At 36.5% G+C, this 18,719-nt stretch carries 25 protein-coding genes; 13 read left to right on the top strand and 12 right to left on the bottom strand.

Annotation, left to right across the window (positions count from 1 at the left end; genetic code table 11):
- Positions 1 to 20 precede the first annotated feature (20 nt).
- Complete coding sequence (locus DLJ74_RS02790; protein WP_109983267.1) at positions 21 to 830, top strand: CPBP family intramembrane glutamic endopeptidase; 810 nt, start codon at positions 21 to 23, stop codon at positions 828 to 830.
- Positions 831 to 875: 45 nt separating this feature from the next.
- Here DLJ74_RS02790 and DLJ74_RS02785 read toward each other — a convergent pair whose 3' ends face one another.
- The 3 genes from DLJ74_RS02785 to DLJ74_RS02775 all read right to left on the bottom strand — a co-directional run bounded on the left by DLJ74_RS02785 (position 876) and on the right by DLJ74_RS02775 (position 3,800).
- Positions 876 to 1,286 (bottom strand): VOC family protein, encoded by a 411-nt coding sequence (locus DLJ74_RS02785; protein WP_109983266.1) that lies wholly within the window; start codon positions 1,284 to 1,286, stop codon positions 876 to 878.
- Positions 1,287 to 1,712: 426 nt separating this feature from the next.
- Positions 1,713 to 2,726, bottom strand: coding sequence for a DUF3231 family protein (locus tag DLJ74_RS02780; protein ID WP_245902244.1), 1,014 nt, complete (start codon positions 2,724 to 2,726; stop codon positions 1,713 to 1,715).
- A 63-nt stretch (positions 2,727 to 2,789) separates the two neighbouring features.
- A complete protein-coding gene (locus DLJ74_RS02775) occupies positions 2,790 to 3,800 on the bottom strand; it encodes a DUF3231 family protein (protein ID WP_245902243.1) in 1,011 nt (336 codons plus the stop codon).
- A 159-nt stretch (positions 3,801 to 3,959) separates the two neighbouring features.
- Here DLJ74_RS02775 and DLJ74_RS02770 point away from each other — a divergent pair, with 159 nt between their 5' ends.
- Together DLJ74_RS02770 and DLJ74_RS02765 are read left to right on the top strand one after the other, a co-directional pair.
- Entirely contained in the window at positions 3,960 to 4,142 is a 183-nt protein-coding gene (locus DLJ74_RS02770; protein WP_109983263.1) for a hypothetical protein, read from the top strand.
- Positions 4,143 to 4,268: 126 nt separating this feature from the next.
- Entirely contained in the window at positions 4,269 to 4,868 is a 600-nt protein-coding gene (locus DLJ74_RS02765; protein WP_109983262.1) for a TetR/AcrR family transcriptional regulator, read from the top strand.
- A gap of 22 nt (positions 4,869 to 4,890) precedes the next feature.
- Here DLJ74_RS02765 and DLJ74_RS02760 read toward each other — a convergent pair whose 3' ends face one another.
- From DLJ74_RS02760 to DLJ74_RS02740, 5 genes are all read right to left on the bottom strand, one after another.
- Positions 4,891 to 5,250 carry an MmcQ/YjbR family DNA-binding protein gene (locus DLJ74_RS02760; protein ID WP_109983261.1) on the bottom strand — a complete coding sequence of 120 codons (360 nt, stop codon included), beginning with the start codon at positions 5,248 to 5,250 and terminating at the stop codon, positions 4,891 to 4,893.
- A 14-nt stretch (positions 5,251 to 5,264) separates the two neighbouring features.
- Positions 5,265 to 6,113 carry a helix-turn-helix domain-containing protein gene (locus tag DLJ74_RS02755; protein WP_109983260.1) on the bottom strand — a complete coding sequence of 283 codons (849 nt, stop codon included), beginning with the start codon at positions 6,111 to 6,113 and terminating at the stop codon, positions 5,265 to 5,267.
- A gap of 70 nt (positions 6,114 to 6,183) precedes the next feature.
- The gene (locus DLJ74_RS02750) at positions 6,184 to 6,546 is read right to left on the bottom strand and encodes a DoxX family protein (RefSeq protein ID WP_054860021.1); all 363 of its coding nucleotides are present in this window, start codon (positions 6,544 to 6,546) and stop codon (positions 6,184 to 6,186) included.
- A gap of 63 nt (positions 6,547 to 6,609) precedes the next feature.
- Entirely contained in the window at positions 6,610 to 6,891 is a 282-nt protein-coding gene (locus DLJ74_RS02745; RefSeq protein ID WP_054860022.1) for a hypothetical protein, read from the bottom strand.
- Complete coding sequence (locus tag DLJ74_RS02740) at positions 6,891 to 7,556, bottom strand: hypothetical protein (protein WP_109983259.1); 666 nt, start codon at positions 7,554 to 7,556, stop codon at positions 6,891 to 6,893. Before DLJ74_RS02740 ends, DLJ74_RS02745 begins: the two co-directional genes overlap by 1 nt.
- Positions 7,557 to 7,797: 241 nt before the next feature.
- Here DLJ74_RS02740 and DLJ74_RS02735 point away from each other — a divergent pair, with 241 nt between their 5' ends.
- The 6 genes from DLJ74_RS02735 (at position 7,798) to DLJ74_RS02710 (ending at position 11,551) form a co-directional block, all read left to right on the top strand.
- Positions 7,798 to 8,511: a class I SAM-dependent methyltransferase gene (locus DLJ74_RS02735; protein WP_109983258.1), complete on the top strand. Its 714-nt coding sequence runs from the start codon at positions 7,798 to 7,800 to the stop codon at positions 8,509 to 8,511.
- Positions 8,512 to 8,542: 31 nt separating this feature from the next.
- The gene (locus DLJ74_RS02730) at positions 8,543 to 8,908 is read left to right on the top strand and encodes a nuclear transport factor 2 family protein (RefSeq protein ID WP_425454560.1); all 366 of its coding nucleotides are present in this window, start codon (positions 8,543 to 8,545) and stop codon (positions 8,906 to 8,908) included.
- Between the two features lie 43 nt (positions 8,909 to 8,951).
- Positions 8,952 to 9,455 carry a GNAT family N-acetyltransferase gene (locus tag DLJ74_RS02725; protein WP_109983257.1) on the top strand — a complete coding sequence of 168 codons (504 nt, stop codon included), beginning with the start codon at positions 8,952 to 8,954 and terminating at the stop codon, positions 9,453 to 9,455.
- Positions 9,456 to 9,611: 156 nt separating this feature from the next.
- Positions 9,612 to 9,986 (top strand): hypothetical protein, encoded by a 375-nt coding sequence (locus DLJ74_RS02720; protein ID WP_146202421.1) that lies wholly within the window; start codon positions 9,612 to 9,614, stop codon positions 9,984 to 9,986.
- Between the two features lie 375 nt (positions 9,987 to 10,361).
- Positions 10,362 to 11,117 (top strand): class I SAM-dependent methyltransferase, encoded by a 756-nt coding sequence (locus DLJ74_RS02715; RefSeq protein WP_109983255.1) that lies wholly within the window; start codon positions 10,362 to 10,364, stop codon positions 11,115 to 11,117.
- An 80-nt stretch (positions 11,118 to 11,197) separates the two neighbouring features.
- Positions 11,198 to 11,551 (top strand): VOC family protein, encoded by a 354-nt coding sequence (locus DLJ74_RS02710; RefSeq protein WP_109983254.1) that lies wholly within the window; start codon positions 11,198 to 11,200, stop codon positions 11,549 to 11,551.
- A gap of 280 nt (positions 11,552 to 11,831) precedes the next feature.
- Here DLJ74_RS02710 and DLJ74_RS02705 read toward each other — a convergent pair whose 3' ends face one another.
- Positions 11,832 to 12,488: a pyridoxine/pyridoxamine 5'-phosphate oxidase gene (locus tag DLJ74_RS02705; protein ID WP_109983253.1), complete on the bottom strand. Its 657-nt coding sequence runs from the start codon at positions 12,486 to 12,488 to the stop codon at positions 11,832 to 11,834.
- A 119-nt stretch (positions 12,489 to 12,607) separates the two neighbouring features.
- On the opposite strand from DLJ74_RS02705, the gene DLJ74_RS02700 reads away from it, so the two are divergent.
- The 4 genes from DLJ74_RS02700 to DLJ74_RS02680 all read left to right on the top strand — a co-directional run bounded on the left by DLJ74_RS02700 (position 12,608) and on the right by DLJ74_RS02680 (position 15,712).
- The gene (locus DLJ74_RS02700) at positions 12,608 to 13,498 is read left to right on the top strand and encodes a LysR family transcriptional regulator (protein ID WP_181397415.1); all 891 of its coding nucleotides are present in this window, start codon (positions 12,608 to 12,610) and stop codon (positions 13,496 to 13,498) included.
- Positions 13,499 to 13,800: 302 nt separating this feature from the next.
- Positions 13,801 to 14,280, top strand: coding sequence for a GyrI-like domain-containing protein (locus tag DLJ74_RS02695; RefSeq protein WP_181397414.1), 480 nt, complete (start codon positions 13,801 to 13,803; stop codon positions 14,278 to 14,280).
- A 370-nt stretch (positions 14,281 to 14,650) separates the two neighbouring features.
- Positions 14,651 to 15,079 carry an NUDIX hydrolase gene (locus tag DLJ74_RS02685; RefSeq protein ID WP_109983250.1) on the top strand — a complete coding sequence of 143 codons (429 nt, stop codon included), beginning with the start codon at positions 14,651 to 14,653 and terminating at the stop codon, positions 15,077 to 15,079.
- Between the two features lie 93 nt (positions 15,080 to 15,172).
- Positions 15,173 to 15,712 carry a GNAT family N-acetyltransferase gene (locus tag DLJ74_RS02680; RefSeq protein WP_109983249.1) on the top strand — a complete coding sequence of 180 codons (540 nt, stop codon included), beginning with the start codon at positions 15,173 to 15,175 and terminating at the stop codon, positions 15,710 to 15,712.
- 638 nt (positions 15,713 to 16,350) lie between these two features.
- Here DLJ74_RS02680 and DLJ74_RS02675 read toward each other — a convergent pair.
- The 3 genes from DLJ74_RS02675 to DLJ74_RS02665 form a co-directional block, all read right to left on the bottom strand.
- Positions 16,351 to 16,752, bottom strand: coding sequence for a MarR family winged helix-turn-helix transcriptional regulator (locus DLJ74_RS02675; RefSeq protein ID WP_109983248.1), 402 nt, complete (start codon positions 16,750 to 16,752; stop codon positions 16,351 to 16,353).
- Between the two features lie 68 nt (positions 16,753 to 16,820).
- Positions 16,821 to 17,588 (bottom strand): YibE/F family protein, encoded by a 768-nt coding sequence (locus DLJ74_RS02670; protein WP_109983247.1) that lies wholly within the window; start codon positions 17,586 to 17,588, stop codon positions 16,821 to 16,823.
- The gene (locus DLJ74_RS02665) at positions 17,585 to 18,676 is read right to left on the bottom strand and encodes a YibE/F family protein (RefSeq protein ID WP_109983246.1); all 1,092 of its coding nucleotides are present in this window, start codon (positions 18,674 to 18,676) and stop codon (positions 17,585 to 17,587) included. The genes DLJ74_RS02670 and DLJ74_RS02665 overlap by 4 nt, the downstream gene beginning before the upstream one ends.
- Positions 18,677 to 18,719 lie beyond the last annotated feature (43 nt).

Here is an 18,719-nt window from a genome sequence, read left to right as displayed (position 1 = left end):
AAAAAGGAGCTATCCCATCAATGAATGATACACCTTTATTTCCAAACAGCACAGCGCGGTCTGTTTTATCCATGATCTTATTCGCGACACTTCTGATCTTCCTACAATTACACAACTATCTACTAATGATCGTTTGGGGAATAGGTGTAGGGTATAGCCTAATCAATAAAAAGATGAGACCCTTTATCGCGACAACACTCACCTTTGCTATTGGATTTTTTCTATATAGCTATGTAAATTCTTTATGGATCGCTGAAATAAATGCCCAGGAAATACGGATAATTTTTAATAGGCTGTCATTGCTTGTTCTCCTACTCCCATTCATAGTTTTATCTCTTATTGATAGACAGCGTTTCATGTATGGTTGGCTGAAGCCTCAATGGACGGAAGTCGTTCGAATACCATTTATATGGTACGGCTTCCGTCAAACAACCGTTAGTGTATTTCTCGTTGTTGCGATGATCATGAATTTTCTCATGTTTTTACCGTTTGTTGTGCTCCATAGCGAGAAATTGGTTCAAGGTATTTGGGGTTTTCTGCTCCTTTTTTCTATCCTTAATGCATTGCTAGAGGAAATGATCTGGCGAGGTATTCTTCTTTATCGTTTTTCTACATTTTTTGGCAATCAATGGGCGGTATGGATAACGAGCATTGGATTTGGCCTACAGCATTATTCGTTAGGCTTCTCTTGGTGGGGCTGTCTGTTATTTAGCATCGGTGGCTATTTCTTTGGAGCTATTACGGTCCAATCGAAAAGTATCCTTCCAGCTGTAATCTGGCATATGCTATTCAATGCTATGATGGTCCTAAGTGGTATGATATTGGATTAGAAAAGAAGCGAGAGTGCACGGATAGTTTACTCTCGCTTGTTTGAATTATGCATTCCCTGATTGATCCATGTGGAATACTTCCCAAATATGCCCATCAAGATCCTGGAAACCGACCTGATACATATAGCCATAATCACGTGGCTCAGATGCATAGCTACCGCCAGCAGCAATCGCCTTTTTAATGATGGCATCTACTTGTTCTCTGCTCTCAACCGCAAAGGACACTAAACACTCTGTTTGCTTTGTTGCATTCACGATTTCCTTATCGGTAAAATTTTGAAAATGTGCTTCTGTTAGTAGCATGGAGAAGGTATTGTCATTGATGACCATAGAGGCAGCGTTTTCATCGGTGAACTGTGGATTAAACGAAAATCCAATTTGCTTGAAGAAGTTCATTGATTTTTCTAAGTCTTTAACAGGAAGGTTAATAAACGTCATGCTAGGGCTAAATGTCATTTTTTATCACTCCTTAAATTTTAACTTAACAAATGGTAAGTTAAAATAATGATAAAAGATAACTTACCTTATGTCAAGTAGTATTTAGTTAGACTAGGATTTGGCTCGTTTTATTTCTAGATTTATATACCGTTACAAAAACCCAAAATAAAAAATCCTAAAATATAGGATTTTTTGATCAAGCTCTGTTTTATATGTGATATTTGTTAGCATCCGACAAACACAGATAGAACATGAGCCATTGGTAGCTAGGCTGTTCAATGGCCATTTCTATATTACCCTGAAAACTAAAAATAATAATTTCTTAAAATTTCCCAGCACATTGATAAAAAGTTCTAATATAATCAATAAAGTCCCCTTTAAATATTTCCTATTGAGGAGTTGTCCCAATCCTAAAAGAGCGGTACTCCATAATTCATGATCTTTCTAATCCTTATTTCTTGCTAACTTGTCTCGATCAGCCGATTTCGGCGGGTGCTCCATCCAGCCGTTATCAATCATAATATTAGCCCCATCCTCGGCGTACTTTCCGATTTCAGAAGTTAGACGACCATAATGGGTCTGGATATCACGTCTTAAGGTTGTTGCCATACTTGTTCCGTAGTAACCCATTCCAATTGCAATCAAACCAGTCGTTAGGAACATCATCAGTTTGTCTGAAAATGGGGAAACAGTTGAATCTGTTACCTCCATATCCCATGACATTGGAACAGGTAAGTCATCTTCACGTAAAATGGAGCCAAATATTTCAACATGCTTCGCTGCAATTTCTTTACCTCTCACCATATATTGTCTCACCTTTTTTGAGCTAGCCACCTGGCTAAACCCTATTAGGGTTGATACACCTAATGCATTTCGCTGAATATTGTCATACAGATTCGTAACTTCTAAAGAAACTAATGGTCTACGATTACCAAACCATCCTGTAAGGAAACTTTGCTTATTCACAAATTCCACTTTATCTGGTGTTGGCAAATATGGTGGACGGATATAAAGTCCCTTATTTAATAATAAATCAGTCACCATCTTATGAAATTTTGTATATTCAGAAAGGCACTGAGAAAAGTACGTATGAATATCAGACCTTGCTGATAGTGCAACAGCCACACTAAAAGCATTAATGCCTAATTTTCCCAACTGATATAAATAGTATAGTATATAGCTATCTGAATATAATCGTGGAGCACCTACATTAACATCATTGTCGGTAAATCCTTGAGGAACAGGATAGCTTTCATTATTAAAGAAGGCAGTTAGTTGTTCAATATGGGATTCTGATAGTTCTAAACCGTGTTGTACAAGGGCTTTAATATCCTGATCTTCAACGATTGCTGAAAAATATTGAAAAAAACACTTTGAAATAGTGGCATTTTGATATGCTCCCCAAATTTGTGAAATTTCTGCTGCTGTTAACTTAATATTATTGTGTTGGGTGTCCAATATGATGACCTCCATTTTAATTGAAAATAGTTAATTTTGTGTAAAGCATCTTAACTTTATCATTCACTTTTTCTTCGCTAATTCATCACGATCACTTGCAATTGGGGGTTCCTCTAACCAGCCGTTATCAATAAGGATGTTCGCACCATCTTCCGAATATTTCAGAATTTCATGTATGAATCGATCATAGTGTGCTGTTAAATCACGCCTTAAACTAGTGGATATACTTGTACCGTAATATCCAATCCCCAATGCGATTAAGCCAGTGACGATAAATAACATTAAGCTGTCAGAGAATGGAGAGATTTTCGATTCTGTAACATAAGTATCTGAAGTCATTGGTACAGGAAGATTATCTTCCCGTAATATAGATCCGAATATCTCGTTATGCTTTGAGGCAATTTTTTTTCCTCGTATAAAGAATTGTCCAACCTTTTGTGATTTTGCTACTTGACTGAAACCAATCAAAGTAGCAGTCCCTAAATCATTACGTTGAAAATTAGCATAAAGATTAGTTATTTCCAATGATAACAGTGGCCTTCTTTCACCAAACCAACCTGTTAGAAAATTTTGTTTCTTAACAAAGTCTATTTTTTCAGGATAGGGGATATATGGTGAGCGTACATAAAGCCCCTTCTCCAATAGAATTTTTTTAACCGTTGTGTCCATATCATTCACCTCAGCCAGACATTGCCCATAAAATTGGTCAATGTCTGAACGGACAGATAAAGACTTTGAAACGCTATACGCATTGAGTGATATCTGAGCCATCTGCTTCATGAACTGTAGCATATAATTGTCGGTAAACAAGCGTGGAGCATTTACATTTAAATCTTGATCTTCTGAAAAGCCTTTTGGTAATGGGTAATTCTCTTTTGTGAAAATGGAAGTCAGTTTTTGGATATGAGTTTGAGATAACTGCAAGGCATGTTCTAAAATTGGACGAATATCCGCATCTTCAACGGTCTTCAAAAAATGCTTTAACACACATATAGAACCACTGTCATTTTGATAAGAAGCCCAAAGTTGGGAAAGTTCTGCAGAAGTTAGTTTTATGTTTTTTTCTGTTTCCACTGTTTTGACCTCCATTAAGTATTTAACTTTCCAATATTATTTGGACATATAGAATAGAATATTCATTTTTATTTTTTTTTTTGGATTTGCTTATTATTGCTTACGTTTGGTATTAATGAATTAAAATTCTATTAACTCAGTAAGGGTAGGTGTGAATAGTTGAAACGGGAAATTAAGATTTTCATTCTGTTTTCTATTGCTTATTTTGCTTTTTTGGTTATATTAGATTATATTCTTTCAGGCATGTTTAATTGGGGAGAAAATGCTATACAAGCAGTTTTTACTTTATTAATTGTAAAACTATTTATGTGGGGATTTAACTCGAATAATAAGAAATCCTAGTCGCTTTTCACTCTATTGAGTTTTCCTAATCATACATTTCTTTTCAGACTAAAGCATAGTTGACTTTTCACAAGTAGGTGATTATGATGGCATACATAAAGAGAAATTGGGTGGTGGATGACAACAATGGGTGAAATACGAAATGCGGAACGTACCCGAAAGAAAATATTGGAGGCTGCGAAGGAAGAGTTCTTCGAAAAGGGCTATAATGGTGCAAGAATCGAGTCGATTGCTAAAAGAGCGGGCGTGAAAAAGCAGCTTATTTATCATTATTTTAACGGAAAAGATGATCTGATTAACCAGATAATCGATCATTTCGTATCTGCAGTCCCTACAGGTAATTTAACCCTGCCGACGAAGCCTGAGGATATCGCGGCTTTCCGGTTAAAGGTGAATATCGATCATTTAAAAGATTTCCTGAAGTACACTGCTTGGGAGGCAGTGGAGAAGATGCCGAAGGATTCGAATGGGGATGAAACGAGAAAAAAGGTGCTACATTCCTATAATACGGACATGGTAAAAAAACAAGAGGAAGGACTAGTACCAAAAGAATTAGATCCTGCGCTTATTACCTTAATGATGTCTAGTCTTACTGTTTATCCGCTACTCTACGATAATGTCACCCAAATGATTACAGGACATACGCTAGAGGAACCAGAATTTCAGGAAAAGTGGGCAAAATTTCTTCAAGAAATAAGTGAGAGAATTTTTAGACAGGAGGAGTAAAGCTAGGGCGACTGTTATATAGTCACCCTGACTGGATCTCCTTCTGTTTTTTCTTTGGTAGTGATGGAAACACTAAGGAGTAAGATTCGTCAATAAGGTGTTGAATGAATTCAAATGTGATCTCTTGGTTCTCATAGCAGATGGAATTCCAATGGGTTTTGTTTAAGTAATATCCTGGATTAATTGCCTCATATTCAATTCGAAGTGTCTCGGACTTTTCAGGATCCCCTTTTAAGGAGATGATGGACCGCTTCTCTTTGTCCTTGCCAATTATTGCAAACATTTTTCCCCCGACTGTATAGTTCCAGGCATTCCAGTCCTTGATAAATTTCTCCTGGCAGCCTGTTTGTGCTTTGCAGTATTCTCTTAACCTTTCCTTCATACTATCACCCCTTTCTAGATTCTACACGGAAATTTATGTGCATCATTGTAAAAATCCGACATGTTTTCTTTAAAGGTTCTAGGGGTTAAGCCAATCATTTTGTGAAAGGTAGAGATCATGTGAGATTCATCAAAAAAACCTGAGGCATTGGTTAGCGAAGAGAGGGGGAGATCTTGCTTCCTTTTTAATCGATGAATCGTTTGATTGAACTGGACAATGGATGCATATTTTTTTACATTGATGCCTACATGCTGTTGAAAACTTCTCTGTAGCTGACGTTCACTAATATAGTGCTTGTGCGCAACCTCTTTTACTCGAACTGACCCTTCATGCTGTAGAATATATTCCATACTGGATAGAATAAGCGGATTTAAATTGGAATGGTGTTCATGTAGCTGGAGGAATAAATGATTCATTCTGGAAGCAAATGAGCTTAAACAGGTGGTGGATCGTAAGGCTTCCATTATCCTCACCGAAAGCTTCTTGTTGATATCTTCAAGATTCACGACTTTGTCCCTTAATTCAGCAAGGCCCATGCCGGTAAATGCCCGTAAGCCGCCTGGTAAAAATTCTACAAAAAAATAAGTGCGGTCAGCCAAGCTATTTTCTACCTTTTTCACTTCTGTTGTTGGTCCCCAAAGCAAGCCCTGCATCCGGTCCTCGTAGCAAGTGAAGACGATACAGCCACTTGCGTCGGGAATAATAGACAAGGTTGTCGTTATAACACTGTGATAAGGATTTGGCTTCATATAAAAGACATAACAGGAGATATATCTTTGTAGCAATGGATGGGGAGATAGGAACAGCCTTTGCCTATTATCTAGCTTTTCTTTCACCTTTTGGATCAAATCAGCATTCATCATAACGGACCCTCTTTTTCTACTTGTATTCTAACTCTAATATAGTAAAATTTTGTGAGGATCACAACAAAAGCTAATATTCATTTTTCCAAAGAATGTAGAGAAGAATAAACATAACAATATCTAATCTCGCTTCAAAGAGAAAGGAAAAGACGCCAGTTGGTAGAATGGGTATTTTTGTAAGAATAATGGCGGTGACGATAATGATTAGTAATGGAATGGTGGCTCTTTTTACATAATAATTTGCTAATATTAAACCACCAGCTATTAATTCTGTTATTCCTACAATCCAGACGGTTATTTCCGGAAAAGGAATTCCAAAGCTTATAAACGCACTGGTAAAGTCAGCAATGGCTAGCTTCATAATGGCAGAGACAATAAAGACAAAACCAACCATATATCTAATCAGCTGATGAGAGGATAGTTTATTTGGCATAAAAGCCCTCCTTAACTAGTCGTTATTCTAAATATATGCTAGAAGGGAGACAAGCTATGCCAATTAATTTGCTAATTTCCCCATACAATATCGAATCGATTTTCCGATGTGATAAGAAGCAATGAAAAGAAGAATAGAAACACCTAATGACAAAGGGATGCTGAACATAATCGGAAGCTCCACACTTGGCCATATGCTCATTTTGATCTGCTCAAAGCCAAATGTTCGAAATAAACCAGCAAGAATAATAAGAATCGCACTGACTAAGAGTCCTGCATAAAGAACCGATAGCACTGGAATGGAGAGTAGTAACCAAAAGCGTACGAACCATCTTAGTACTATCACTATTTCTCCCTCCTTATGACTTGGTGAACTTCTGATTTTGGTGAAATCCGATAATCTTCTGTGTAATATAACGTGTGAATACTACAATTTTTATCGATGATGACAGTGTCTCCTTCCACGATATCTGCATGAGTGTAGGAAAGGTACAGCTGTTGCCCTTTTATATATTCGCAAAGGAGTCTTTTTTTCAATAAGGAGAGCGATTTTTGGTCCTTTGATATCTGTGCTTTTTCTGTGACCAATCGTTCGATTTTGCTTTCACTTGATAGCTTTAATAGACATTGCTTTGCATGGATTTCCTTTCCGTGAATCATGCCTATAGCGCTTAAATCCTCTGTCTTGAGCAAGTACTTGATGGTTAAATTCCCTGAACTGACTACAGATGTTATGTGGCCGGTATCTAGCTTTAAGCTTCCATTATTCAACAACTGCTTGGCTTGACAGCAGTCTTCTAGGACACAAGCTCCCGAACTGTGTAGCTCCTCTACAGTAACCTGAGAGCGAAATAAACCATAACCATGGGTTGAAATGCGGTTTAAGTGAACAGCTGAAAGGATCGAAACAGACCCGCGTATTTTTAATACATCATACTCTTCTGGTAATTCGAGATTAGATCCACTTGTATAGGTTATGCTACGTAATTTGGCACTTCTCGCACTTTTCATCTACGGGCAATCTCCTTGTTTAATTAATATATATTTTAATAATTGAAATATATACTCATTAAAATATAGTTTATTTACTTTGTCAAGCGGGCTTTGATAACAGATATTTTAAGAGCTAATCAACATGGAGGTGAATTATATAATGGAAACATATAGTATAATTGAAGGGATACTTGTTTCGTTAGCGACGCTGGTTAGGGGGGGAAGAAGAGCAGCATAAAAAAATGAAGGAGGGAATGAAATGAGTAATACTACAAGAGACATTTATAATAAGTTAGCCTCTACCTATCAGAACGATATTGACGAGGGCAGTCCTTATAACGCTTATTATGAACGCCCAGCTATGATAGCAGCTTTGCCCTCTGCATTAAAGGGAAAAAGGGTGCTTGACGCTGGTTGTTCTGCTGGATGGTTTTCTTCGCAATTATGGCAACGTAAAGCGATAGTCACTGGTGTAGATATAAGTCCTGAAATGGTGAAGGCAGCGAATCGACGTTTGAGGGGGGAAGGGACATTTCTTTGTCACGATCTTCAAGAACCTGTTCCGTTTAAGGATGATTCCTTTGATGTGATTGTAAGCTCGCTCACGCTTCATTATCTAAAGGATTGGACTTCCACATTTCAAGAATTTAACCGTATTCTAAAAGCAGGCGGAACCTTTTTATTTTCCGTTCATCACCCATTTATGGACTTTACAAGATTTGATTGTGAGGATTACTTTAATACCCAATTATTATCAGATACCTGGAATAAACCTAATATTACAATTGATGTCAGCTTTTACAGAAGACCTCTAAATAGCATCGTAAATGAAACCATTCAAATTTTCGATCTCGATAAGTTGATTGAACCTAAACCACAAGAGAGAATGAAAATGGCAAATGAAGAATCTTATGACTATCTCATGACAAACCCTCACTTCCTTATAATAAAAGCTACATCAAAAAAGGTATGAACATTTTTGGTACCAAAGGAGTGTTGCAAAAATGACAATGGATAAAGATGCTCTTGGCAGAACGTTACTAGAATTGGAGCAAAGTCATTTAAAACAGGAAAATCGGACATCTAGTGAGTTTTTTGAAAAATTATTGGCAGATGACTTTTTTGAGTTCGGAAGTTCGGGGAAAGTCTTTTATAAAAAGGATTGTGTGGAAGCGGGAGGTGTTGGAGCTCGAGACTTGTCTCTTTACGATTTCGAAATTCATCCCTTATCTTCAGAGGCGGTGCTAACTACCTATCGAGTGAAAGACCTAACACAAAAAAAAGACACATTACGAAGCACCGTTTGGAAATTTATCGATGGTAGGTGGCAAATATTCTTTCATCAGGGGACGATAGTCAAATCTACCTAAATGGGCTGTATACTTTAATACAATGGAAAAGAGGATAAGTAGGATGAATATTCGTGTATTAAATGAAGCTGATGCGCTTCTCTATCAAGAATTACGATTGAATGCTTTGAAGACCGATCCTGGGGCATTTGCTTCAACATATGAGAGAGAAGTGCAATTTTCAATCGAAACAGTCATAGACAGAGTAAAACCATTAAAGGACAAATTTGTTTTAGGCGCTTTTAATCAAAAAGGTTCATTATGTGGAATGGTTACTTTTGTACGAGAAGCTAATGAAAAAATGGCTCATAAAGGAAATGTTTTCGGTATGTATGTGGACGTAGTAGTCAGGAGACAAGGAGTTGGAAAATCACTTCTTCTTGAACTTATAAAAACCGTAAAAAAGTGTGAGGGAGTAGAACAAATACATTTAACAGTTGTGTCTAATCATCAATCTGCCAAGAAACTATATGAATCGATCGGGTTTAAGGTCTATGGAACCGAGCGAAATGCAATAAAATTTAACGGGCAATACTATGATGAGGACTTAATGGTGTATTTTATATAAGTTATTTCAACTAGACGATCATCAAATGAGCGTCTCTTATCTTGGCATAAATCTAAAATGAAATAATGGAATATTATGCTAATATAGAGTGAGTGGACAACGGGCAGTTATGTTTAATAAGACAATATGAAATTTGTTTTATTGGGGGCTTTAATGTTGCTAAGGAAATTTTTAGGATCTGTTTTAACCACTTTGTTAACTGGATTATTTTTTAACTTTTATTTTGCAATAATGGATAACTACGATAAGTTTTTTGCTGCACTTGGTATTCTTCTTCTGGGTGCAGCTCCATTTATATTTTTTATTGGCTTGCCAGTATCTATCTTATCTGATTATTTAACAAAGAATTTATACGGCAAACAAAGATATAAAAAGGCACTGTTGATTCATCTTATTTTTGGTCTTATTGTTGGATTAGTTCTTTCTTTCTTTTTTGAACATCTATTTATTGTTGTAATAACATTAATAGCCTCATTTCTTTTCTGGTTAGTTGATGAAATTTTGAGAAAGACAATTAAGGAGAATAAATAATACTTGTTCAACAAACTGGTGCTTTAATTGAACAAGTATTTATTTTTGTTTGATTTAGGCAAGAAAAGGGTCCTAATCATTTTTGATGATCTTTTATAATTTTAATTGGGACAATATGTTAGAATTTAAGAGTTAACCCTTAGTTAACGGAGCAATTTAATGTAAAAACTTTTACACATAAATGAAAGCGTTATCATATGAGTTTTCTTGTTTAAAAGATTATTTATTAGGGGGAGGAGAATGATGGGTTCAAGAATAATGCATTCCATTATTGGTGATAAAATCGCAGAAGCTTTATCCATGAGAAGGAATTCATAATAATGAAGAAGAATTAATACAAGTAGAAATGGAAAATAAAAGGAGATAGTCGTTTTTATGAAATCAATAGATAAATTCACAGACAAAGCGGAAGTATATGCAAAATATCGCCCCAGCTATCCCTCTGTATATATTGAATATTTAATTTCTGAAGCTGATTTAAATGAGAATTGTATGATAGCAGATATTGGCTCGGGGACTGGAATATTAAGTAGGCAGCTTCTTGATAAAGGATTTACTGTTATCGGGGTAGAACCAAATGATGATATGAGAACACTAGCGGAACAAACTTTAAAGCCTGATTCCCATTTTATTTCGGTTGATGCCGTGGCTGAAAAAACGACCTTAAATGATAGTAGTCTAGATTTAATAACAGTAGCACAGGCATTTCACTGGTTCGATATCGAGCAGTTTAGATTAGAATGTCAACGGATTTTGAAACAGGATGCGAACGTGAATCTTGTATGGAATAGTCGGGATGGTGCAAGTGATATAAACAAGGAAAGTGCTGATATTTGCCAAAAGTACTGCCCAAATTTTAAAGGTTTTAGTGGAGGTATAGAGGAAACTCCGATTCCATTTCAGGATTTCTTTAGAGATGGAAAGTATGATTTCAAAAATTTTCGAAATGACTTGCAACTAAATTTAATTGGATTTTTAGGCAGGTATTTATCGGCCTCCTATTCCCCAAAAAAGACTGATAAGGAGTATAATCCCTTTATTTCCGCATTATCTAATTTATTTGAAAAGTATAGCAACAATGGGAATATAGTCATTCCTAATATTACAAGAAGCTATTTGGGTCAAGTGTAATTGAGAATTCACTTGTGAGAAGGGACCTGTTTGATTGTAAATAATGTAATCAATTATTAAATAATTGGGAGGAATTATAAATGGGGAAAATCGTTGGATTTGAAATGAGTAGTCAGCAACCTGAAAAAGCAATAAAATTTTACTCTAAGGTATTTGGATGGGAATTTTCTGAACCAAACTGGGATTATTGGGGTGTATCTACAGATAAAGGCATAACAGACACGGGAATTAACGGTGGAATAAGTAAGGGTCCAAGTGATTATCCACACGGCACACGTATCCAAATAGAAGTTGATTCAATAGATGTTACTATTTCTAAGGCAAAGGAGAATGGTGCTCTAGTAGTTAGAGAAAAAATGGAGTTCAGTGATTTTTTTCTTGCCTATTTAGTTGATCCTACGGGAATTGGTTTTGGGCTTATACAAAAAAAATAAAAGCAGTTCTTCAATCTATTAATAATAAACCGAAGAAGTTATTTTAGAACTTCTATCTATTCAAGTAACGGCTTCCACTACTCTAGTATCCATTAATATTTTTAACTAAAGGCCGCAATCAGTGGGAATAGCTTTTGGGCAATGTTGGATTCTGTGTAGGAAATAACCTACTCTTCCAGTCTTTTATCATGCATAGAGCTAAAATGAATGGACGGAATTAATTGGACAGCCCCTAGTAAGTTGTCATTATAGCTTCCTTAAATTAAAAGGAATTTGTGAGTCAAGGCCACAGCAAACGATGTCCCCAATGTTCATCATTACGCTGATATTGTACCCTAACGTGTTTTCGCTCTGAATCCGCTTGCCAGAATTCAACTTCGTCTGCAGCGACTGAGTACAACTTCCAATTAGCGCTTACTGTATCAGGAGCTCCTTTTACAAGTTTCTTTATTTTTGATAAAGCATCATCTAAAGTCTGGCGTTTTATTAATTCTTTACTCTGGTATTCGATTAAAGCGACTGCCCTAGCCTCATCCGATCTTTCCAAAAAATCCTTTGCACTCGCATCTGCTGACATTTCAGAAGTTACACCACGTATCCGAACCTGTCTGCCAATTTCCGACCAATAAAAAGTTAAGGCAACATTTGGGTTTCGTTTCAGTTGCTCCCCTTTTCTACTTGTGGCCGATGTTGCAAAATACCATCTATTACGGCTCACATCCTTTAGGATCAATACTCTGGCGTCAGGAGCACCCTTCTCGTTAACAGTGGATAATGTCATCGCATGAGGTTCATGAACCCCTTCCTCAATGGCGATGTTCAACCATTCTATGAATAAGTCTGACGGGTATTCGGGCAAATTTTTTGGATAAAATTTTGGAAAAGGGCCGACTAATGATTTTAAGTCTTTTAATAAATCCTTTGTTATCTTCTTCATCCTACTCCCACCTTTACGAATAGTAGCTTCTTATTCTAAAATAAAGGAAATCATTCAATAAATCTAATATATATTTTTTGTTTAATCATCAATATTATTTATGAATGGAGTGGGTCAAGATGAATCTCCATGCGTTGCGTATATTCACGCAAGTAGCTAAATTCGGTAGTGTTACACGTGCAGCAGAGAGTCTCTTAATTAGTCAGCCTGCTGTGACAGCTCAGCTCCGCAAATTAGAACAGGAATTGGGAATGAAGCTGATTACCTCGAGTGGACGATCCATTCAATTAACGGAGGCAGGTGAATTACTTGCTAATCATTCAAAACGCCTCTTCGCTCTGGAGGCAGAAATTGAAACAAAGATGGCTGATTATTCCACTGGAAAACGAGGAAGTTTGCGTATATGTTCAACCCAATTACCTGCAAGCACAGTCCTACCACGTTGGATTGTGAAATTTAAGCAAAAATACCCTTTAGTAGATGTTCAAGTGTATAAAGGAAACACGGATTGGACTTTTGAACGACTACTGGACTATTCTGTAGATGTGGCCTTTGTTTATAGTGAACAGAAGGGAGAAGGGGTTAAATCGCACACTTTACTTGACGATGAGCTTATTTTTATTGTGCCGAGTGAACATCGATTAGCAGGAAAAGAAGTTACACTTGAGGAGCTTATGAACGAACCTTTTATTTTACGTGAAAAAGGAAGTGCTACAAGAAGAAGTGTCATCAATTTATGTGAAGCAGTTAACCTTGAAATGCCGAAATCCTTCATCCAAATGGAGGGACTGAGAGAATCGATTGAAGCTGTCAAAACAGGCTACGGAGCTGCACTAGTTTCTGCACTTGCAGTGGATAATGACCTGTACAACGGTAAGCTTGGAAGAGTTTTTGTTAAAAATCTTTTTATTAAGCATCCGATAAGACTTTGTACGAGAAGTGATGAAGAATATTTAACAACCACCACTAACTTTATTTCACTGATAAAAGATGAACTAGCAAATACCTGATCAATAATTATAGCTGAATCAATTTCTTGTTAGATCATTATATAGGAAAAAGCCTCTATACTAAAAAAAGCCCCTAATACAAGAAATCAAATTAATATTAATAATATTTTATGATAAATAAACTGTGAATGAGGAGACAATTAACCATGAATATACACGCTGCTTTTTACGATAGGGAGGTACTATCGGAAGTGACGTTAGGATGGCATATTCAGAAGAATTTGAACCTATTACAAAACCAATTAAGTGATCATTAAGTGAAATAAAATTGAAGGGGTTGGGAACAGAAAATGGAGATAAGAATGGAGAAAAAAGGCCTTTTTACGATTGCTGGAGTGTCCGTTTCGACCACATTAGAAGATACCAAAACAAATTCGACTATTTCAAAATTAATGAATGATTTTTTTGAAAACAGGGTAAGTGAATTGGCGGGGATAATGAGTGGAAAAGGTGGTTTTGGAATGTTTATTGATCCACCTAATTACAATCCCACAACTGATGAATTTCAATGGATCGCTGGGGTAGAAGTAAATAGTCACGGGGAACTTCCCGAAGATTTTGTACGAAAGACAATACCTGCACATACTTATGCTGTAATTACCTACACGGGTCATGTGGCTGGACTCGGAGAAGCGTACAACCATTTTTATCAAACATGGCTACCAAACTCAAGCTATGAACTAGCAGATTCGTTTGGTTTTGAATATACCGATGAAAGTTTCAAAGGTACTAATGCCACCGACAATGTTGTTGAACTTTATTTCCCTGTAAAGAAAAAATAAACAAGGGGTTAGGGTTCATTGTATGTGAAGAAGCAATTAGATATAGATCCGTAATGCCATCATATATAAACTTGTACGTGATATTGATTTTTACAATTACTTCTTACACTAAAGCAATAAATTTTAACTGACATAATAGAATGGAGTCACGAGGATGATAGTCGAACTTGGGCTGCAGCTTCATTAAAACATTTTATTGAAGGTTGGATAACCGATAAGATTAGTATTTAGTTGAATTGAAAAAATAGAGTTTGAAAAAAACTATACTTAAGCAAACGAAGTCGAATATTATGTGTCGAATAATATGTTAACGTTATAAGATAATTAGAAAATTATTCAACATTACTGGTTGAAAAAGGAGGGATTTTTGTTGGATAAAAGAGAACCAATTATTACACCACCAAAACACATTGTTTCAGCTGCAACAATTGTACTCAATGATGATAAGGAAATTCTATTAATCAAAGGACCCAAGAGGGGATGGGAAATGCCAGGTGGACAAGTGGAGGAAGGCGAGTCTTTAAGAGAGGCTGCAATAAGGGAAACTAAAGAGGAGTCAGGTATTGATATTGCAGATTTAAGGTTTTGTGGAATTTTTCAGAATGTAAAAAAATCGATTTGTAATACATTATTTTTAGCTAAGCCAGTAGGAGGGAAATTAACAACCTCATCAGAAAGTTTGGAAGTTGGATTTTACCCGATTGAACAAGCATTAGAAATGGTGACTGTAGGAAATTTTAGGCAAAGAATTGAATACTGTCTGGATGAAAATAGTCACCCATTCTATAAGGAGTTTTAACATTTCTAGATCCTGATATACAACCAGCCAAAGAACATAGATGATAAGAGGAGCAAGTTCTCCTCTACTTTTTTAGAATGCAAGGAGGCATTTATGGAGATTAAATTAAGATATTTTAAACGATCAGATTTTCAACAATTAATTAATTGGGTGGAGAACCCGCAATTCTTGCTCCAATGGGGAGGTCCTAATTTTAACTTCCCCTTAACGGAACAACAATTGGAGAATTACCTCAAAGATGCAAACAAGGAAAGTTCGCATGCTTTAATTTGTAGTGTGATAAATACGGAAACAGGGTCTGTTATAGGCCATATCTCATTGGGGAACATTGACAGAAACAACAAGTCGGCAAGGGTAGGAAAAGTGTTAGTTGGTGACAAAAATGGAAGAGGTAGAGGAATCGGTGTACGAATGATGAAAGAAATTCTTAGAGTTGCATTTGATGAACTTCATTTACATAGAGTTAGCCTCGGTGTTTTTGATTTTAATACTTCAGCAATCGCTTGCTATGAAAAGGCTGGATTTAAAAAAGAAGGGTTATTAAGAGAAATCAGAAAAATAGGTGACGAGTACTGGAGTTTGTGGGAAATGAGCATTTTAGAAGATGAATGGCAGGTAATGAACAAGGGTTAACACATTTCAAGAAAAATACGAAATGTAATCATGTTGAAAGTCATCAATGCTACTAAAAACTATGTCGAAATTCTCTATTTAGATTTCTAACATGTTATAATAGATTTATCGATAGATCGACTTCATATGAGGGGTGGCGCATCTGTAATACCTTCTTTGAACTATGTTCAAGAAGGGAGGTGACGCCTGTGACAGTTTTCGAAAGCCTAGTGCTTTGCATATCTTTTGCATCACTTGTTGTGGCTATACTGTCGTTTTCACATAAAAAATAACCCCTCATATGCCTGGTAGCTATTAGGGGTTATTTCCACTCTTAATGCGCCGCCCCTCTTATCGGGGTTCGGTCTATTGTAACCGTAGACGTTGGAGCGTCTGCGGTTTTTCATAGTATATGATTTTCTAAATATATTATACCCGATTATAGGGTTTTTAACAAATGTCTTATATACTATGAATAGTGTTCAACGTTTTGTTACTTCATTGACTATCCCTTTAACTTAAACAGTTATATACTTTCTATGGAGGTAATATTAAACACTTATACTAAGCTCACATGTAATGAATCTTTACATACAAGGAACAGAGGTGAAGGAATGCCAGCTACAGCAATAGTATTACTTTTACTACTATACCATTCCTTAAAACACACTACTCAATAAATGACTCACTTCTAACAGCACCTTCTTTATCTCCGCCAATTCCTCTTGAGGAAATTTCAAGAATAGCTCGTGAACCTTTGCTTCACCATCTTCTGTTAGCATCATCTTGACAACGCGTCTATCTTCGCTTTCTCTGACTCGTTGGATGAGCTGAAGCTTTTCTAATTTATCGCAAATAGAAGTAACTGCTCCGGGGGTAACCCCTAAAAACTCTGCAATTTCGAAGGCCTTCATCCCATTATTAATTTTCATTTGGATCAGGAGAATGAGTTGAGTTTGGGCTAGTGATTCACCTTCACATAGCATGTCAGCAAAACGTCGAGATTTCTGTTGGATTGCGAGCATTTCTCTCATGATAACTTCTATATTATTTTCGGGCATTTTATCACAACCTACGTTTTTTCAAGATATGTTAAGTATATAACGAAAACAGCCTACTGCCAATATTGTTACTCCTTTGAATGCTTGAAGGAGACGAGATGATAGGCAGTGATCGCTGCAGCAATAGGAATCACTAATGCTACTCCGATGCCTGCTGTAAGAATCGTGATCATCTCCTCACTAAACACTTTGGAATTGACGATTTCTCCCATGGAGTAGGACAAGTCCTTGAACCAAATAATTAGCCCCATATATCCACCGAAAAAGGCAAAGAACAAGGTGTTACTACTTGTCCCAAGAATATCTCTGCCAATCCGGATTCCCGACATAAAAAGGTCTTTTCTTGTAATATCAGGGTTTTGCTCGTGGATTTCTCGCATTGGCGAAGTGATGGAAATGGCCGTATCGACAATCGCTCCAATGGTACTCATAATAATAACGGAAGTAGCAACCTTAACAAAATCAATTCCGATACGTGATGAAAAAATCGTCAAGGAATCCGATTCTTCTTCGCTAAACCCATAAATCATCGATTTTTCTGTTATGAAAAAAATAAAGGTTAGTAATAACAAGCTTGTTATAATCGTCGCCAGAAAAGCCATTTTTGTTTTACTATTGATCTCATTGATATAGAATAAGCTGATTGCACTAATGATTCCACAGGCAACTAATGTAAGTAAAATAGGGTTCGCATTAGGATCATTCATCATTAGGACAGTTGCAATGACGACGGCAAAGTTTAATAACAATGCGATAAAGGATTTGATCCCTTTTTTCCCACCAACAACCGCCATCAGAATAAATAAAATTGTTGCTAATAGAATTAATACATTCATAGCTTCGCCTGCTTTCTTTTAATAAAGAAAATCGAAATATAAAGCGTAATCGGAATCGTTAATACGATCCCAATCCCTCCAGCTAGCGCGCGAGCTAGTTCCACAGATAGGTTCATGGATAAGGTGAACCCGAGTGGAGATGCATTCTTGAAATACAACAGTAATGCTGGGATGGTTCCACTGACATAGGCAAAGAACAAAATGTTCGTCATCGTGCCCATGATATCTTTTCCAATCTCAAGACCGGATTTTTTTAATATACTTAGCTTAATCTCGTTATTCTTTTCGAATAATTCAAAGATAGAGGAAGACATGGTGATTGCCACATCCATAACTGCCCCTAATGAACCAATTAACAATCCACCCATAAAGATGATTTGCGGGTTTCTTGTGAGAAAAGCCATCTCTTCATAGCGAATACCTTGCTCCTTCGTTACTAATAATGCGACATAGGCAATTAATAGAGAGGCAAAAGTACTAAGCAATGTCGCTATAATCGCGGTATAGGTTTTTTCGTTCAGTCCACTAGCCATGATTAAGGAAAGGACAGTAAAGAGAATAATACTTATTCCACAAATGATCAGTAGGCTATTATCAGAATTGCGGATATAAATATCTAGTGCTACCGATAAAATAACGGCATTCACTGCAAGGCTGACAACAGATAATGCACCTTGCTTTTTACCGACAAGGAGCAGGATGATAATGAATAGCCATGCAACTAATACGAGATATTTATCCCTTTTTATGTCACCAACAGAGCTACCATCCTTTGCTAGAAAAAACTCCGTTCCTTCTTTTAGTTGGAAATGGGTGGCCTGTGATCCCGAATATTGATTTTCTAGCTCTATCGTCTTCCCTTTATCTTCCCCGTTTTGGATAACCGCCGTAATTTTTTGGGTAACGAGATAGTCTTTATTTTCATAGTTGTCGGTTATTTCTATACGGTCTGTCTCGATTGTTTCGGTTACTTTAAGTATCGTCCGTTCATAGAAATCATGGTTATGATAGACGAATAGCATGGAACCAATAAAGCCGAGGAAGACAAGTAAATAGAGAAGGTATTTCTTCTGGAAGCCTTTATTCATAACATTCAACTCCAACACTTAGATTCTATTATGATATCATGAT

This window comes from Gracilibacillus dipsosauri, assembly GCF_003176895.1.
Lineage (GTDB): Bacteria > Bacillota > Bacilli > Bacillales > Amphibacillaceae > Gracilibacillus > Gracilibacillus dipsosauri.
This window is presented reverse-complemented; position numbering and strand designations above follow the sequence as displayed.

Bases quoted from the DNA above. Each gene is read 5' to 3' on its own strand.
- DLJ74_RS02790 (WP_109983267.1), top strand. From the start codon at position 21: ATGAATGATACACCTTTATTTCCAAACAGCACAGCGCGGTCTGTTTTA.
- DLJ74_RS02785 (WP_109983266.1), bottom strand. From the start codon at position 1,286: ATGACATTTAGCCCTAGCATGACGTTTATTAACCTTCCTGTTAAAGAC.
- DLJ74_RS02765 (WP_109983262.1), top strand. From the start codon at position 4,269: ATGGGTGAAATACGAAATGCGGAACGTACCCGAAAGAAAATATTGGAG.
- DLJ74_RS02760 (WP_109983261.1), bottom strand. From the start codon at position 5,250: ATGAAGGAAAGGTTAAGAGAATACTGCAAAGCACAAACAGGCTGCCAG.
- DLJ74_RS02755 (WP_109983260.1), bottom strand. From the start codon at position 6,113: ATGATGAATGCTGATTTGATCCAAAAGGTGAAAGAAAAGCTAGATAAT.
- DLJ74_RS02750 (WP_054860021.1), bottom strand. From the start codon at position 6,546: ATGCCAAATAAACTATCCTCTCATCAGCTGATTAGATATATGGTTGGT.
- DLJ74_RS02740 (WP_109983259.1), bottom strand. From the start codon at position 7,556: ATGAAAAGTGCGAGAAGTGCCAAATTACGTAGCATAACCTATACAAGT.
- DLJ74_RS02735 (WP_109983258.1), top strand. From the start codon at position 7,798: ATGAGTAATACTACAAGAGACATTTATAATAAGTTAGCCTCTACCTAT.
- DLJ74_RS02730 (WP_425454560.1), top strand. From the start codon at position 8,543: ATGACAATGGATAAAGATGCTCTTGGCAGAACGTTACTAGAATTGGAG.
- DLJ74_RS02725 (WP_109983257.1), top strand. From the start codon at position 8,952: ATGAATATTCGTGTATTAAATGAAGCTGATGCGCTTCTCTATCAAGAA.
- DLJ74_RS02715 (WP_109983255.1), top strand. From the start codon at position 10,362: ATGAAATCAATAGATAAATTCACAGACAAAGCGGAAGTATATGCAAAA.
- DLJ74_RS02710 (WP_109983254.1), top strand. From the start codon at position 11,198: ATGGGGAAAATCGTTGGATTTGAAATGAGTAGTCAGCAACCTGAAAAA.
- DLJ74_RS02705 (WP_109983253.1), bottom strand. From the start codon at position 12,488: ATGAAGAAGATAACAAAGGATTTATTAAAAGACTTAAAATCATTAGTC.
- DLJ74_RS02700 (WP_181397415.1), top strand. From the start codon at position 12,608: ATGAATCTCCATGCGTTGCGTATATTCACGCAAGTAGCTAAATTCGGT.
- DLJ74_RS02695 (WP_181397414.1), top strand. From the start codon at position 13,801: ATGGAGAAAAAAGGCCTTTTTACGATTGCTGGAGTGTCCGTTTCGACC.
- DLJ74_RS02680 (WP_109983249.1), top strand. From the start codon at position 15,173: ATGGAGATTAAATTAAGATATTTTAAACGATCAGATTTTCAACAATTA.
- DLJ74_RS02675 (WP_109983248.1), bottom strand. From the start codon at position 16,752: ATGCCCGAAAATAATATAGAAGTTATCATGAGAGAAATGCTCGCAATC.
- DLJ74_RS02670 (WP_109983247.1), bottom strand. From the start codon at position 17,588: ATGAATGTATTAATTCTATTAGCAACAATTTTATTTATTCTGATGGCG.
- DLJ74_RS02665 (WP_109983246.1), bottom strand. From the start codon at position 18,676: ATGAATAAAGGCTTCCAGAAGAAATACCTTCTCTATTTACTTGTCTTC.